Genomic DNA, 15,091 nt, shown 5'->3' with positions numbered 1-15,091 from the left:
TTAAAAAGCAGATGCTTTTAGCGTTAAACCTATTTTTTCGTCTAGTCCGAATAAAAGATTCATATTTTGAACGGCTTGTCCGGAAGCACCTTTCAATAAATTGTCAATAGCACTTGTGATCAACACATCGTTTTGGTGTTTTTCAATCGAAATCAAGCATTTGTTGGTGTTTATTACTTGTTTTAAGTGAATTCCTTCCGTACTAAAATGAGTAAATGGATGTGTAGCATAATAGCTGGTATACAACATTTGTAAATCATCTACTGCTAAAGAAGACTCGAGCACAACACTTGCAAAAATTCCCCTTGTAAAATCACCTCGTTCCGGAATAAATTTAATTGCTGGAGCAGTATGAGGTTGCAACTGTGTTAAACTTTCACCTATTTCCTCCAAATGTTGATGCGTAAAGGCTTTATAAACTGAGGTATTGTTCGCTCTCCAACTAAAGTGAGACGTAGTTGCTAAACCTTGTCCTGCACCAGTAGAGCCTGTAACAGCCTGTACGTAAATAGATTTAGGCAACAATTGTTGTTCAGCCAAGGGCAACAATGCCAACTGGATAGCCGTTGCAAAACAGCCTGGATTAGCTATACATTGCGCGTTTTTAATTTGTACTCTATTCAATTCAGGTAGTCCATATACGAAGGAATTCTCCTGTTTTTTCAATCTAAAGTCTTGACTTAAATCGATGATTTTAACGTGTGATTCGAATGTATTTTCTTGTAAAAACACCTTGGAATCCCCATGGCCCAAACAAAGAAAAACAACGTCAATAGCCTCTGTTACTTGATCAGTAAAGAGCAAATCCGTATCGCCAAATAAATCCGTATGTACACGGTAAATCGGTTGGTTAGCATGGCTATTTGAATGCGCAAATACCAACGTTACTTGTGGATGCAAGAGCAACAAGCGCAAGAGTTCTCCACCTGTATAGCCTGCTCCTCCAACAACGCCAACCTTAATTTTATTTGTACTCATCTGCTGTTGCATTTACTTTGTGCCAAATCATCACCTGATTGCCAAATATTTTAGAAAATCCCTTTACATCCTCACCCGTCCACATCGTGTTCATCTCTCCATAGCTTCCGAAATCATTGGACATCAAATCGAATTTTGATTCAATTCCCTGAATGGTAAAACGATGCGGATGAAGCGTAATCCACACTTTTCCACTGACCGTTTTTTGGGTGTTAGACAAGAATGTTTCAATATCACGCATAATGGGATCGTGAAATTGTCCTTCGTGTAAATAGTTGCCATAGAATGCGCTTAATTGTTCTTTCCAACTCAACTGCCACTTGGTAAGGGTGTGTTTTTCTAAGGTGTGATGTGCCTTGACCAAGATAAGAGGAGCAGCCGCTTCAAAGCCCACTCTTCCTTTGATTCCGATGATCGTATCTCCCACGTGAATATCTCGTCCTATCCCAAAGGGTTGTGCTAAAGCTTGTAGTTGTTGGATGACTTCGGTAGGCTTCATATTAATGCCATTTAACGCCACTGGTTCTCCGTGATCGAACAGGAGTTCTACAACTTCATCCGCTGTTTTAGTCACTGGAGTTGGCCAGGCTTCTTCTGGTAAATATAGATTAGAGGTTAAGGTTTCCTTTCCACCTACTGAAGTTCCCCACAACCCTTTGTTAATAGAATATTGTGCTTTCTCTGCATTTATTTCCACTCCGTGTTTCGCTAAATAAGCAATCTCTTCCTCTCTGCTGAGTTTTAAATCGCGAATGGGTGTAATAATGGTAACATTTGGCAGTAAAATACTGAAAATCATATCAAAGCGAACCTGATCATTCCCCGCACCTGTACTACCATGGGCTACTGCTGTTGCCTGTATTTTCTTGGCATAGTTTGCAATCGCTGTCGCTTGACATACGCGTTCTGCACTCACAGATAAAGGATACGTAGCATTTTTCAATACATTACCAAAAATCAAGTACTTGACACAATCGTTGTAATATGCTTGTGTTTCGTCAATTGCCGTATGAGAAGTGACACCTAATGCATAGGCTTTGACTTCGATTTCTTTTAATTCATCTGCAGAAAAACCACCTGTATTGACTACCACAGAGTGCACGTCATACCCCAATTCTTCTTTCAAATAAATAACACAGAAACTCGTATCGAGGCCACCGCTAAAAGCTAAAACTATTTTTTTATTCATCTTGTTCATTGTTACATTTAAAATAAGTGCGTTTTCTTCACCGTTTGTTTAATCTTCATTTGCAATCTTTTCAGCAATGAATATTTTTTTTGCATTTCCTTTAATCGTTCTTTTGCCTTTGTTTTCTGATCGATTTTGGATCGCAATTCCCTTTCTTTTTCGATTGGATCCCATAACATGGAAGTACACAGGCAATTCTTGCGTTCTTTGCTTTGTAAAATTGAAAAGTTGATGCAACTTTCACATCCCTTCCAAAAAGATTCATCCTGTGTAAGTTCGGAGTAAGGAACAGGTTCATAGCCTAAATCAGAATTAATTTTCATTACAGCGAGTCCTGTGGTTAATCCAAAAATTTTTGCTTGTGGATATTTTGATCGAGATAGTTCGAAAATGCGCTTTTTAATCACTTTAGCTAAGCCTTCTTTTCGAAATACAGGATTGACAATCAAGCCCGAATTGGCAACATATTCTCCATGACTCCATGTTTCGATATAGCAAAATCCCGCCCAAGTTCCATCTTGATGTAAAGCAATCACAGCTTTGCCTTCGAGCATTTTATTCGCTACATATTCGGGTTGTCTCCTTGCAATTCCCGTACCGCGAGCTTGAGCTGAAAGGGCCATTTCCTCGCAAATTTGTGCAGCATAACCAACGTGTATTTCATTCGCTGGTATAACGATAAACTGATTTGAATTCATCTCAAAAACAGGTAGTTAGAATTCAACAAAGCCAATAGAAAAGACCGCTAAACGCGCGAATTCTCCCTTTCAATCTCGTTGAAATACATTAAAAATTGGATAGATTTATTGAGTTGGGAAACCGTAAGGTTCCCAAAGATACAGGGTGCTTAAAAAATTAAGCCCGTGACCGCGATGACCGCGAAGTAGATAACAAGAAAACCGCAGCAGTAGCTGGCGCTATGCTGTGTGCTAAAAACGTAATATGTTGTACTGTTTTTTTCATTTCTTGTGTGTACCCTGATGGGTTGGTACAAAGTTTTCTAATAATAATTTTAATATGCAAGCGTTTTCAAAAAAAATAACATTTAATTTTCAAAATACTAATTTTCAATGTGTTAGCACTTTTATATTCCGAAGAAAACACAAAGAAAAGTTTTTATATTCATTGATATACAAAAACCAAGCCAAAAAAAAGGCTACTTTGAGAGTAGCCTTTTCTTCCATGCTGCAAGAGCATTCATTTACTTTTGTATTGTGATTGTCTTGTACGTATACACTTTGACATTTCCTAAAAGCGCTTGATTATTCTTATAATAACTTATTGCTTTAGTCGGATAACCCATGGAATTAAATTCGTATTCTGTAACCCATTCAACACCTTCATAATCCTTATAGGTAACAACATTGTTTTTCGCCATTTTTGACAGCGTTAACGGATAGGTAGATTCATAATCGTTATATAGCAAACTAATATTCATCTGGGTATATGGATTCAGTTTATCGTCATAGGTAAAAAATTCTTGTTCTCCATTGTCAGCCGGATCAAAGGCACGGATTATATTTCCATTGCTGTCGTATTCGTAGTTTATCGTATGACTATCGTTATCCATACTAGTAGTAATCGTGCTAATTTGCTTTTGTGCATTATACGCATACGTTTTCAGTTCACCTTCGGTTGCTTCAAAAGATTTCGTAAGCAATCCTTGACTGTTGTATTCAAAATTTTCATCGTACCAAGACTCATTCTTACTCAAATCTACTACATGTAATCTAGTGATCAGATTGGCATCGTTGTATGTAATCGTAGATTTTGTTTTGTTCAGATACCCTCCACCAACAGGTATTTCATCTAATTGATTGCTCTCCATCCCAACTACTTGGTTCTTTTGATCATAAGAAAACACATGCGTTGTCTGGCTATAAAGTTCCGTTTTTATCAACTCTCCATTCATGTAATGAGAAGAATACTCCGTTTCTTCCATGCGATCCAAAACAACTAGCGTAATTTCTTCTCCTGGTTTCTCTTCTCCTGGTTTCTCTTCTCCTGGTTTCTCTTCTCCTGGTTTTTGGGTGTCTGTTGAATTGTCATCAGATGTACAATTGAAGGCAAGACAAGCAATAAAGCAAATCCCTACCGTTTTTAAAATCTTTTTCATTTTATTTTAATTAAATTTTGCACAAAAATAACTTCTTTTCACGATCAAAATCGCCCTCTTATAACTTTTATCTCAAATAACAAAAACACACCTTTTACCTCAAAAAAGTCAATTAGAATCTCATTTCGATTGCACTAAAAGCATCAAAAAGCTCCTTTCACTATAAAATCCCCATCTCCTATTTTACCCAAAACTAACTTTTTTTACCCTTTAATTCATTGACAAGAGAAAAAAAGAGGATGTCTTTCGACATCCTCTTTTTCTTATTTTCTTTAGACTTAATTCCTATTTAATTAATAACTCAATAGGCTTTTCACTTCATAGGGTTTCAATTTCTCTCGTCCATGTAAAAACGAAAGTTCCATTAAGAAATTTACTTGTACAATTTCTCCTCCTAAACGTTCTACCAGTCGACATACGGCTTCAGCGGTTCCTCCTGTTGCCAGTACATCATCGTGAATCAACACTTTTTCACCTGGTTTAATGGCATCAGCATGAATTTCCAACACATCTGTTCCATACTCCAGTTGATATTCTTGTGCAAGGGTATCAAAAGGCAACTTACCCGGTTTACGAACAGGTACAAATCCGGCATGAAGTTCTTTAGCCAATAACGTGGCGAAGAAAAACCCTCGGCTTTCCATCCCCACAACGCGATCTACTTTTTTATCTCCTACCAACGCTAACAATTGTTGGGTAGCAGCTTCCATCGCAGCTGCATCATTTAAAAGCGGGGTAATATCTTTAAAACCGATTCCCTCTTTTGGAAAATCTTGAATATCCCTAATGTAATGCTCTATCTTCATAATTTCCTATATTCACTCGTTGTATGACTCTATTTCTTACTTACCTGCTGCTACAGCCATCACTTTGTTACAAACCAAACTTGGGTCAATGGTACGCATAGCGTCTTCATACCCTTCTACCTTTTTATTGCCGTAAACTGACGTAGGCAATAAGGGGTATTTTTCACGATCTGCAGTAAGGCAATACTCCAAGGGTTGATTGAATGGAGCAAAACCAGCATAGGGATGTGTAGCGCCCCACAAAGTTACGACTTTTACCCCTAACATCGCTGCAATGTGTGCATTTCCAGAGTCCATAGACAACATCACATCTAAGTGTTGAATCAAATTCATCTCCACCTCTAATTTTACCTTACCTGCCATAACAATGACATTGTAATTATCTCGTTTCAATTGATTGAGCAATGCGATTTCTTTTTCACCTCCTCCAAAAAGAAAGATCAAATTATTTTCTTGTTCGGCTAATTCGTCCACCACTTTTTGCATTAAATCCAGGGGATAAACTTTGCTGTCATATTGTGCAAAAGGGGCAATACCTATCCACATTTTACCTGCTTCTTTGCTATACTCTTCTAGTTCTGGAGCTAAATTGGGAACAGCGGGAAAAGTAGGGTGTTGTACCGCTACGGAAAAGCCGAGTTTACTTAAAGTTTGCAGGTGATTTTCAACCATTGTTTGCACGGGTTGAAATACTTTATTCTCTGAGCGAGTCAATGCTTTTTTAGCTGCTCTTCCTTTGTCTAGTGCTGCTGTTGGCACTCCCGAAAGCTTGCATAACGTACGAACAATTTGCGCACGCAATACATTGTGGAAATCGGCAAAGTAATCGGGTTTTATTTTTTTGATATCTCGATATAAACGAATCAAACCTAAAAATCCTTTGTGTTTTTTCTTTACATCTACGGGATAGAAATCTACGCGCTGCATGCCCTTAAAAAAAGGTTTGAAAAAAGGACGCGAAACAACAGTAACGCGAATGTTAGGATGCTGTTCGACTAGCGCTCGAATCACTGGAACAGTCATGGCTACATCACCCATGGCTGATAATCTAAAAATAACAATATGTTGTAACCCTTTCACTAAACTATGTTTTATGTGGAACAAGAAAAGCGTGATTATCCACGCTTTAACAAACAAAAGTAATTTTTTTTACTGATACAAAAAAAGATATTTTCTCCCGTTATTCATTCTTGCACCTCTCAAATTGAAGGGGCAACAAAGTGGCATAAAAAAAGACATGTAAAATTACATGTCCTTTTTCTTATTTTTTATTTTGATACAAGACTGGATTTAACTCCTCATCATTGTACATTTTCATTTGTTTATACACTTTCATGTATTTATCTCCGTTGGCGATATCATGTAACAAATCGTCAATTGCCGTAGATAAATCTTGTTTTTGCTCTAACAAAACATCTAATTTCTCTTGGCACTTTGCACGATGCTCTGGTGTAGCTTCAGGTCTTGTTGCCTCTTCGCGCATATGATAAATCTTCAATGCCAAAATAGAGTAACGATCGATAGCCCAAGCAGGACTTTCCGAGTTAATTTTTGCTTCTGCTTTTACCTGTACATCTTTGTATTTGTTCAAGAAATAGCTGTCAATGTATTCAACCATGTCAGTTCTTTCTTGGTTTGATGCATCAATTCTTCGCTTTAACGCTAAAGCAGCGACAGGATCAATCTGTGGATCGCGAATAATATCTTCAAAATGCCATTGAACCGTATCAATCCAATTTTTTAGATATAATAAATGTTTGATATCATCTTTCGGATATGGATTGCTAATTGGCTGATCTACATTATCGTATTTATGATAGTCACGAATACTCTCTTCGAATATTGGAAATGCTAATGTTGAAAACATAGGAATAATTTTATTTACAAATATAGTTTTAATACTTTTATGGTACTAATTATACCGTTATGAAAATTCACTATATTTCCGAGGAAAATAGCATTTTAAATCATTTCTTAGCCCAGCTTCGCGATGTAAACATTCAGCAAGACAGCATGCGTTTTAGAAAAAACATTGAGCGCATTGGCGAAATTATGGCTTACGAATTGAGCAAGACCTTACCTTTTAAGGCACTTGATGTGCAAACACCCCTAGGGATTAAACACACCACTTGCATCGAAGATAATGTTGTTTTATGTTCTATCCTACGTGCTGGTTTGGCTTTACATACAGGTTTTATGAACTTTTTTGACGATGCCGAAAATGGATTCGTTTCTGCGTATCGTCGTCATGGAAAGCATGGAGAAGCGAGTGAGATCTTAGTTGAATATCAAGCTGCTCCTTCCTTTCAAGATAAGATCTTGATTCTTATTGATCCGATGTTAGCCACAGGACAATCCCTTGTTGCGGTGATCAATAAGCTAATGACAGAAGAAAAACCAAAAGAACTTCACCTAGCCGTTGTTATTGCTGCCCCAGAGGGGATTCAATACCTAGAGGAAAATCTTCCGGCAAATGTGCACCTATGGGTTGCGACTTTAGATGAAAAACTAGATGACCACAATTACATTGTACCTGGTTTAGGAGACGCTGGTGACCTTGCTTATGGTCAAAAATTATAAGATAATTAATTGCATAAAGTAGAAAAACAAGCCGATACAGAAAATACTGTACACATTGGCTTCTTTTCTCCATTTTTGTGGAATACTTTCGATGTAATTGGCACCTAAAATCGCCAAAGGAAAGAAAGTAAACAACAATAATCCGTTTGATTTATCAGCCGATATGATATAAATAGCAGCACCTATAAGAAATGAAAGTAAGATTTTCTTGTAGGTGTTTTGCATATTATACGGTCTGCTTTTAATCGCTAACGCCTGAGAAACAGCATATAAAAGGGATATAGAGACAAAAACCGCTAACGCAATATTTTGGTACACATTGTCAAAATACATGAAGTTAAAACTAATTTGTACGCGTTCTGTCCACCACGTAATAAAGTATTCTTCTCTTATGAGTAAATAGAGCGTTAACAATATGGACGCACCAAAAAAAGCGATAAGGGGAATGATCCAATTTCGATAGTCTTTTGCACCAAAAAAAGCAATTGCATAAAACAAGAGAAGCAGGTATAAAATACTCCAAAAGTGAAATAAACTAGCGATACAGATCCAAAGTGATGCGTCTAAAATCTTTTCTTTTGACTGTTTAAGTGAATGCAAGGACAAAATGCGACGAAGCGCCAAAAGAATAAAGTAACTCGCAATAATAACATGCACATTCTCAAAAGACGTTGGAAAAATAAACAAAAAACTAGTAAAAAGTAAAGGCACATAGCCTGTATCATCTACGAGTCGATTTCGAGATACGATAAATTGCGAAAGATACATCATCAACAATAACAGCAGTAAAACACTGCTGCGCTTGACCATTTCAAAAGGAGTCCATGCAATAGTTGTGTCCAAACCAATGAATAAACTATATCCTGCCACAATTAAAAGCGTAAGCATGATATAGTTAATCGGTCTAGTTTTACTAAAAATACTTGCTAACATGTATATATTTTATATTTTTGTAGTGCTATTTGTTTCTTTGGGCGTTTTGTATTCGTATTCAATATCACAAAGTTCAAATACTATTATCTAATTTAAAAATAAAGGAAAATGACTTCATTTTTTAATGGTTTAGGATTCTTGTTTGAAAAAGTTCTTTTCATTCCTATGGATTTCTTTGCAAAACTAGAACTTGAGAACTGGTGGACTGCAAACATCATTACGTGGATCTTCATCCTAATTACTTGCTATTATTTTGTATTTTGGTTAAAACAATTACAATTATTCAAAGCAAAGGACGAGGATACGCAAGATACAACAGCCCACTCATTTCTAAAGTAGTTAACTATCTAAAGATCGAAACCGATATCTTTACGATAATAAATCTTATCGAAATTTAGTTTATCTATGTTTTGATAAGATTTTTTTAGTGCCTCATCGTAACTATTTCCATACGAAGTTACGGCTAATACGCGACCTCCGTTGGTTACAATATCCTTGTCTTTTAAAGCTGTTCCAGCGTGAAAAACAATAGAATCTTCTACTTGATCTAATCCTGTAATCACTTTTCCCTTTTCGTAATCCTCTGGATATCCACCAGATACCAACATAACAGTTGTTGCACTACGCTCATCTAACTCGATGGTCTCGGTTGCTAGTTCTTCTTTTGCAATCGCTTGAAATAAAGCAACCAAATCTGATTTTACACGAGGCATTACCACTTCCGTTTCAGGATCTCCCATGCGAACATTATACTCAATAACAAAAGGATCTTCACCTACTTTGATGATTCCGATAAAAATAAATCCTTTATAGTCCAGTTGATCTTTCTTAATTCCTTCCACTGTTGGAATCACAATGCGATCTTCGATCTTTTTTAAGAACTCATCTGTCGCAAATGGCACAGGAGAAACAGCACCCATTCCACCTGTATTCAATCCTTTATCACCTTCTCCAATTCGCTTGTAATCTTTTGCAGTAGGTAGCAGCTTATATGATTTCCCGTCTGTTAATACGAAACAACTTAATTCGATTCCCGATAAAAACTCTTCGATAACTACTTTCGAACTAGCATCGCCAAACTTAGCATCGACCAACATATTTTCTAATTCTGCTTTGGCTGCATTCAAATCTTCCAAGATAACGACTCCTTTACCTGCGGCTAATCCATCTGCTTTCAATACATACGGTGCTTTTACCGTTTCTAAGAATTTCTTTCCTTCTTCGACGGTATCTTTGGTAAAACTTTGGTAAGCAGCTGTAGGAATATTGTGTTTGATCAAGAATTCCTTCGCAAAATCTTTACTTCCTTCCAATTGTGCCGCCATTTTTGAAGGCCCAATGACAGGAATATGACTAATACTGTCCTCTTGTTTGAAAAAATCGACAATTCCTTTTACTAAAGGATCTTCTGGCCCAACCACTACCATATCAATTTCATGCGTTAAGACCACTTGTTTTACCGCGTCAAAATCATTGGGATTGATAGCTATATTTTGGGCAATTTGTGCTGTTCCTGCGTTACCAGGAGCTACAAACACAGCTTCGCATTGTGGGCTTTGTAACATTTTCCATGTTAGTGCATGCTCACGTCCACCTGAACCTAATAATAAAATTTTCATTAATTGTGTTGTTTGTTATTAAGGCTCAAAAATAATTATAAAAAAACGAATAAAGAAAAAGTTCCTAAGAATAAGAGGAACAAGTTGATAAAAAGATTTAGTACGCTTTTTCTTCTCCTTTAAAAACGTTGTAAACCGTGAGGTAAATAATCTTTAGATCCAGTAAAATCGACCAATTTTCTAGGTAAAATAAATCGTATTTAAAGCGATTGATAATATCGCGATCATTTTCAATTTCACCGCGATACCCATGTGTTTGTGCCATGCCCGTAATACCTGGTTTAACCAAATGACGCAACATAAATCGGTTCACGCGTTTGGAATACATTTTAGTGTGTATCACCATATGAGGGCGAGGTCCGACAATGGACATATCTCCAAAAAAAACATTGATAAATTGCGGGAATTCATCCAAACTAGATTGGCGTAAAAAGGCTCCAATTTTGGTGATTCGCTGATCGTTTCGCGTCGCTTGTTCGCAATCGCTAGCCGAATTTAAATGCATGGATCTGAATTTATAGCACCAAAATTCTTCATCATTTAAGCCTGTTCGCCTTTGCTTGAAGAATACAGGTCCTTTTGACTCTTTTTTAATTAAAAAAGCAACTAAAGGTACCAGCCACGATAAAATAAAAACGATGACCAGAATAGAAAAAAACAGGTCAAATAATCGCTTTAACAATTGATTATACGGCTTATCTAATGGAATAACACGCCTTGGTACAACCGGTATTAAATCGTAGTATTCAATTCTGAGGTTGTGATTTAAAATGTCTTTTTGCGTGGGAATATAGCTTACCGTTATCATGTTATTATCAGCAAACTCCAGAATAGCCAAAAAGTTCTTCTCTTTGGTCAATGAAAACTGCATAAAAATCTCATCTACTCGATGTTCAGAGAGGTAAATTCTTAAATCTTCCAAACTTTGATCTTCCAAGTTAAAGAAATGATTGACAATACGGTATCCCAAATCCTTTCTTTTCAACAAAACCTTTTTCATTTCATTGATTTCTCTTTCACTCCCCAATAATACAATATTTCTAAAGTTACCTCCTAAGAATTTTCGGATGTACTTCAGCAGGAAGAAAATAGTGAATTTGATGGTACAAATAATCGTAAAAATAGAAATGCCGTATCCAACGAGCTCTTTTACTTCTGCGAATCGATCAAAGATGCCATTATAAGAAGCGACTAAAATAAACTGAAAGAAAAATTGTTTGCATACTTTCTCAGCCACTCGCACGGTTTTGGTGTGTCGATAGACCTCATAATAACCGCTTAATCCAGCAGCTACGAGCCATCCGATAGACAAAACAAGATGAAATAGGTAATTTCCTCCAGAGATTGTATCAAACCATACCTGAGCAAGTGCATTGATTGTAATTAAATCGATACACGTTGTAAGTGGACGTAATAAATAAGAATATCTACCTGTTTTTTTACCCATCAATAAATGTAGTTAGAAAAATCTTTATGTTCCTCACGAGCTAAATCCTCTTTTGTAAAGGATTTAAAATGGGCTAAAGTGCGTTTCATTCCTTCTGCTCGATCAATTTTCGGAGACCATCCCAGTATATTTTTAGCTTTCGTTATATCAGGACAACGCTGTAAAGGATCATTTATTGGCAAATCCTTGAAAATTATTTTTTGTTCGCTATTGGTCAAGCGAATAATTTCCTTTGCAAAATCCAAAATGGTAATTTCATCTGGATTGCCAATATTTACAGGCAACGTATAATCAGATAAGAGCAATCGATAAATACCTTCTACCTGATCGTCTACATAGCAAAAAGAGCGCGTCTGATTTCCATCGCCAAAAACGGTTAAATCCTCTCCCCTCAAGGCTTGTCCAATAAAGGCAGGGATTACTCTTCCATCGTTTAATCGCATTCGAGGGCCATAGGTATTAAAAATGCGCACAATTCTCGTTTCTAAGCCGTGAAATGTATGGTATGCCATCGTGATGGACTCTTGAAATCGTTTGGCTTCATCGTATACGCCTCTCGGTCCAATACTATTGACATTGCCATAATACTCCTCCGTTTGTGGATGTACCAGCGGGTCTCCATACACTTCTGAAGTGGAAGCAATCAAAATACGTGCCTTTTTTACGCGAGCCAACCCCAATAAATTATGTGTTCCTAAAGATCCTACTTTAAGTGTCTGGATTGGAATTTTTAAATAGTCTATCGGACTTGCTGGCGAAGCAAAATGAAGAATATAGTCTAAATTTCCCGGCACATGCACAAACTTAGTCACATCGTGATGATAGAACTCAAAATGTGCCTCCCCAAACAAATGTTCAATATTCTTTAAATCACCCGTTATTAAATTATCCATGCCCATGACGTGATACCCTTCCGCAAGGAAGCGATCACATAAATGTGATCCCAAGAAACCTGCAGCACCTGTTATTAAAATACGTTTCATCCTATATATTCATTTCTAGACAAAGTTAAGGAACTTTCTTTATTTTGAGAATTGTACCTTATTGATTTTACAATTCCTAAATAAATAAACTAAATTTGTCGTTATAAATTTAGATTGCTAATGCGAATTATCCATATTGTAGAATCTTTTGGTGGAGGTGTATATTCTTATTTTAAAGACTTGGCTTTATTTTTTAGCCAACAGCCTACTATTGAAACCTATATCATCTACAGTAACAAAAGAAAAGAGATTACACAAGATCAGATCGATCAAGATTTTCCTACCTCCATCCATCTAATTCCCATTGAAATGGAGCGAGAGCTAAAACCCTTGAAGGATCTTCGCTCTACTTTTGCTTTAAGGAGAACGATCAAGCAACTAAAACCCGATTGTATCCATTTACATTCCTCTAAAGCGGGAGTCATTGGCAGATGGGCAAGTTTTATGCCAACTTACAAGCGAAAATTGTTTTATACGCCCCATGGTTACTCCTTTTTGCGTCAGGACATCTCTCCTGTCAAACAAAAGCTATTCTATGGGATCGAAAAAATAACGCAAGTCCTTTTTGGGGGGACCACCATTGCTTGTGGGGATACAGAATACAAAATTGCTCAACAAATTGGAAGATCCCTTTTAGTGCGAAATGGGATCGATTTAACGCATTTAAACCAACATTATACGGTCAAAGACAATGCTTCGAATCAATTGATCATTGGAACAATTGGCAGAATCTCCTATCAAAAAAATCCAAAGCTATTCAATGAAGTGGCGCTTCTTTTTCCACAACACCAATTTTTGTGGATCGGCGATGGGGAACTTCGCGATCAACTAACCGCTCCAAATATTACAATAACGGGTTGGTTTACTAATAATACGGCTGTATTTCCCTACTTAAACCAGCTGGATGTTTACCTACAAACCTCCCTTTGGGAAGGACTTCCTATTGCCGTTCTTGAAGCTATGGCCTTTAGAAAGCCTATTCTAGCGACCGATGTTATTGGCAATAACGATATCGTTGAGCCTAACCTCAACGGTTTCTTATTTACTCAAGCACCCGATTTAATTGAGGTAATCAGACAATTGGAAGATCCCTCTTTTCGCAAACAACTAGGCGAACAAGCGTATGTTGTTTGTGAAAGAAAATTTGATAAAGACAAAAATTTCAACCATCTCTTCGCTATTTATCGTTCTCTATAGCTTGTATACGCTTCTTTTCCTCTTGGTACAGCATCAAAACGAATGTTAGTACAAAACCAAACAAATAAACGCCTAATTGTCGATTAAATAGATTCTCAACAAAACAAAAATTAAATAAGGCGAAGGTCAAAGCAGTGGGAGTAAAATAACGTCTAACTTTTACCAATACCACACAAAACAATGAAAGTAATAGTCCACCCCCAATTATTCCTGTAAGAACATAATATTCAATAAATTGGTTATGTGTATTAAATTGTGCATCTATAAAATAATTCCGCATAGGATTTTGAAGACTTATTCCATCGTAGCAGGACCTAAGTTTATTTTCTAGCGTTTCTACCTTTCCAACACCAAAAAAGGGTTGAAAAGAAGGTTCTTGTGTAAAAGACCAAGCGCATTTCCAAATCAAAACACGGGGTTCTTTCTCTTCTAACCGTTCTGTTATTTGTGTAATAGTAGTCAAGCTATCCAATTCAAAACGCTTTTTTAAAATGGGGGTATAATTAAAAAGAAGAAAGACGACTAAACAAATGAATGCAAATCCTCCAATTTTTTTTATCCCCTTGATTTTCGCATAACACAACAAATACAAGAGTACCAAAACCACAAGAGATACGACTTGAATTCTATTGCCTATAAATACGAGATAGACTAGAAACAACAAGCTAAGTCCACCATAATATAGTTTGTATTTAGTGTAAATCCGCGTTAAGTATAAAGCAGTTAAAATGCCAATAGTTAACATAAATCCCAAATAGGGTCTGTTCACAATCAGCATACGATCAATATGCCCTCCGCTAGATAGATCAAACTCCACTGCACTTACATAATAGTTATAGATATTATAACTGCCTGCAACCAGGAGCAGGGTGATACAGAAAAGGAATATTTTAGCGATAAGCTTTAGTTCTTGCACCCAAGATAAAACAAAGGCAGAAACGATCAATAAACCCAAAAAACCAAATCTTTTTGCTGATAAATCCCCCGTAATAGCTCCGTGAACAAACTGAAAGCCAACAGTAGAAAGCAAAATAAGAAGCACTGTTTTATTGGTTGTCCAATAGGTAATCAATTGTTCTTTTGACTGTTTATAATTGACGAAAAACAAAATGACTAAAGCCAATAAAGCCATATTGACAATCATAAATCCAAATACCATGAAATAAATATAGAGGAACAGAATGCCTACACAAGTGAATTGAATCACTTTATCTTTCGTTTTTTTACGCTCTTGTTGCATAAG

At 36.6% G+C, this 15,091-nt stretch carries 15 protein-coding genes; 3 read left to right on the top strand and 12 right to left on the bottom strand.

Going from position 1 to position 15,091, the window contains the following annotated elements; translation table 11 throughout:
• The 7 genes from argC to ACPDHL_RS05200 all read right to left on the bottom strand — a co-directional run bounded on the left by argC (position 1) and on the right by ACPDHL_RS05200 (position 6,956).
• The gene (gene argC / locus ACPDHL_RS05230) at positions 1–978 is read right to left on the bottom strand and encodes an N-acetyl-gamma-glutamyl-phosphate reductase (RefSeq protein ID WP_430531738.1); all 978 of its coding nucleotides are present in this window, start codon (positions 976–978) and stop codon (positions 1–3) included.
• Complete coding sequence (gene argG / locus ACPDHL_RS05225; protein WP_430531737.1) at positions 965–2,167, bottom strand: argininosuccinate synthase; 1,203 nt, start codon at positions 2,165–2,167, stop codon at positions 965–967. The genes argC and argG overlap by 14 nt, the downstream gene beginning before the upstream one ends.
• 17 nt (positions 2,168–2,184) lie before the next feature.
• Positions 2,185–2,865: a GNAT family N-acetyltransferase gene (locus tag ACPDHL_RS05220; RefSeq protein WP_430531736.1), complete on the bottom strand. Its 681-nt coding sequence runs from the start codon at positions 2,863–2,865 to the stop codon at positions 2,185–2,187.
• Between the two features lie 503 nt (positions 2,866–3,368).
• Entirely contained in the window at positions 3,369–4,283 is a 915-nt protein-coding gene (locus ACPDHL_RS05215) for a hypothetical protein (RefSeq protein ID WP_430531735.1), read from the bottom strand.
• A 293-nt stretch (positions 4,284–4,576) separates the two neighbouring features.
• Positions 4,577–5,089, bottom strand: coding sequence for an adenine phosphoribosyltransferase (locus ACPDHL_RS05210; protein ID WP_430531734.1), 513 nt, complete (start codon positions 5,087–5,089; stop codon positions 4,577–4,579).
• Between the two features lie 36 nt (positions 5,090–5,125).
• The gene (locus tag ACPDHL_RS05205) at positions 5,126–6,169 is read right to left on the bottom strand and encodes a glycosyltransferase family 9 protein (RefSeq protein WP_430531733.1); all 1,044 of its coding nucleotides are present in this window, start codon (positions 6,167–6,169) and stop codon (positions 5,126–5,128) included.
• Positions 6,170–6,350: 181 nt separating this feature from the next.
• Positions 6,351–6,956, bottom strand: coding sequence for a DUF4254 domain-containing protein (locus tag ACPDHL_RS05200; RefSeq protein ID WP_430531732.1), 606 nt, complete (start codon positions 6,954–6,956; stop codon positions 6,351–6,353).
• A gap of 59 nt (positions 6,957–7,015) precedes the next feature.
• On the opposite strand from ACPDHL_RS05200, the gene upp reads away from it, so the two are divergent.
• Positions 7,016–7,669: a uracil phosphoribosyltransferase gene (upp, locus tag ACPDHL_RS05195; protein WP_430531731.1), complete on the top strand. Its 654-nt coding sequence runs from the start codon at positions 7,016–7,018 to the stop codon at positions 7,667–7,669.
• On the opposite strand, the gene ACPDHL_RS05190 is transcribed toward upp, so the two are convergent.
• Positions 7,664–8,602, bottom strand: a complete 939-nt coding sequence (locus ACPDHL_RS05190) for a DUF6427 family protein (RefSeq protein ID WP_430531730.1) — start codon at positions 8,600–8,602, stop codon at positions 7,664–7,666. The genes upp and ACPDHL_RS05190 overlap by 6 nt on opposite strands.
• 108 nt (positions 8,603–8,710) lie before the next feature.
• On the opposite strand from ACPDHL_RS05190, the gene ACPDHL_RS05185 reads away from it, so the two are divergent.
• Complete coding sequence (locus tag ACPDHL_RS05185) at positions 8,711–8,941, top strand: DUF6341 family protein (protein WP_430531729.1); 231 nt, start codon at positions 8,711–8,713, stop codon at positions 8,939–8,941.
• Between the two features lie 8 nt (positions 8,942–8,949).
• Here ACPDHL_RS05185 and purD read toward each other — a convergent pair whose 3' ends face one another.
• The 3 genes from purD to ACPDHL_RS05170 form a co-directional block, all read right to left on the bottom strand.
• On the bottom strand, positions 8,950–10,221 hold the full coding sequence (gene purD / locus ACPDHL_RS05180) for a phosphoribosylamine--glycine ligase (RefSeq protein ID WP_430531728.1): 1,272 nt from the start codon (positions 10,219–10,221) through the stop codon (positions 8,950–8,952).
• Between the two features lie 97 nt (positions 10,222–10,318).
• Entirely contained in the window at positions 10,319–11,668 is a 1,350-nt protein-coding gene (locus ACPDHL_RS05175; RefSeq protein ID WP_430531727.1) for an exopolysaccharide biosynthesis polyprenyl glycosylphosphotransferase, read from the bottom strand.
• Positions 11,668–12,651, bottom strand: coding sequence for a UDP-glucuronic acid decarboxylase family protein (locus ACPDHL_RS05170; RefSeq protein WP_430531726.1), 984 nt, complete (start codon positions 12,649–12,651; stop codon positions 11,668–11,670). The genes ACPDHL_RS05175 and ACPDHL_RS05170 overlap by 1 nt, the downstream gene beginning before the upstream one ends.
• Before the next feature lie 120 nt (positions 12,652–12,771).
• Between ACPDHL_RS05170 and ACPDHL_RS05165 the strand changes: the two genes are divergently transcribed.
• On the top strand, positions 12,772–13,848 hold the full coding sequence (locus tag ACPDHL_RS05165; protein WP_430531725.1) for a glycosyltransferase: 1,077 nt from the start codon (positions 12,772–12,774) through the stop codon (positions 13,846–13,848).
• On the opposite strand, the gene ACPDHL_RS05160 is transcribed toward ACPDHL_RS05165, so the two are convergent.
• Positions 13,829–15,088: an O-antigen ligase family protein gene (locus tag ACPDHL_RS05160; RefSeq protein ID WP_430531724.1), complete on the bottom strand. Its 1,260-nt coding sequence runs from the start codon at positions 15,086–15,088 to the stop codon at positions 13,829–13,831. The two genes, ACPDHL_RS05165 and ACPDHL_RS05160, sit on opposite strands and share 20 nt — an antisense overlap.
• Between the last annotated feature and the right edge of the window lie 3 nt (positions 15,089–15,091).

Source organism: Myroides sp. C15-4, assembly GCF_050522745.1.
Classification (GTDB): Bacteria; Bacteroidota; Bacteroidia; order Flavobacteriales; family Flavobacteriaceae; genus Flavobacterium.
The sequence above is the reverse complement of the archived record's forward strand: the minus strand, read 5'-3'. Positions and strand labels throughout refer to the sequence as shown.

Excerpts from the sequence above, each read along its gene's own strand:
- argC (WP_430531738.1), bottom strand. The coding sequence starts at position 978 with ATGAGTACAAATAAAATTAAGGTTGGCGTTGTTGGAGGAGCAGGCTAT.
- argG (WP_430531737.1), bottom strand. The coding sequence starts at position 2,167 with ATGAATAAAAAAATAGTTTTAGCTTTTAGCGGTGGCCTCGATACGAGT.
- ACPDHL_RS05220 (WP_430531736.1), bottom strand. The coding sequence starts at position 2,865 with ATGAATTCAAATCAGTTTATCGTTATACCAGCGAATGAAATACACGTT.
- ACPDHL_RS05215 (WP_430531735.1), bottom strand. The coding sequence starts at position 4,283 with ATGAAAAAGATTTTAAAAACGGTAGGGATTTGCTTTATTGCTTGTCTT.
- ACPDHL_RS05210 (WP_430531734.1), bottom strand. The coding sequence starts at position 5,089 with ATGAAGATAGAGCATTACATTAGGGATATTCAAGATTTTCCAAAAGAG.
- ACPDHL_RS05200 (WP_430531732.1), bottom strand. The coding sequence starts at position 6,956 with ATGTTTTCAACATTAGCATTTCCAATATTCGAAGAGAGTATTCGTGAC.
- upp (WP_430531731.1), top strand. The coding sequence starts at position 7,016 with ATGAAAATTCACTATATTTCCGAGGAAAATAGCATTTTAAATCATTTC.
- ACPDHL_RS05190 (WP_430531730.1), bottom strand. The coding sequence starts at position 8,602 with ATGTTAGCAAGTATTTTTAGTAAAACTAGACCGATTAACTATATCATG.
- ACPDHL_RS05185 (WP_430531729.1), top strand. The coding sequence starts at position 8,711 with ATGACTTCATTTTTTAATGGTTTAGGATTCTTGTTTGAAAAAGTTCTT.
- purD (WP_430531728.1), bottom strand. The coding sequence starts at position 10,221 with ATGAAAATTTTATTATTAGGTTCAGGTGGACGTGAGCATGCACTAACA.
- ACPDHL_RS05175 (WP_430531727.1), bottom strand. The coding sequence starts at position 11,668 with ATGGGTAAAAAAACAGGTAGATATTCTTATTTATTACGTCCACTTACA.
- ACPDHL_RS05170 (WP_430531726.1), bottom strand. The coding sequence starts at position 12,651 with ATGAAACGTATTTTAATAACAGGTGCTGCAGGTTTCTTGGGATCACAT.
- ACPDHL_RS05165 (WP_430531725.1), top strand. The coding sequence starts at position 12,772 with ATGCGAATTATCCATATTGTAGAATCTTTTGGTGGAGGTGTATATTCT.
- ACPDHL_RS05160 (WP_430531724.1), bottom strand. The coding sequence starts at position 15,088 with ATGCAACAAGAGCGTAAAAAAACGAAAGATAAAGTGATTCAATTCACT.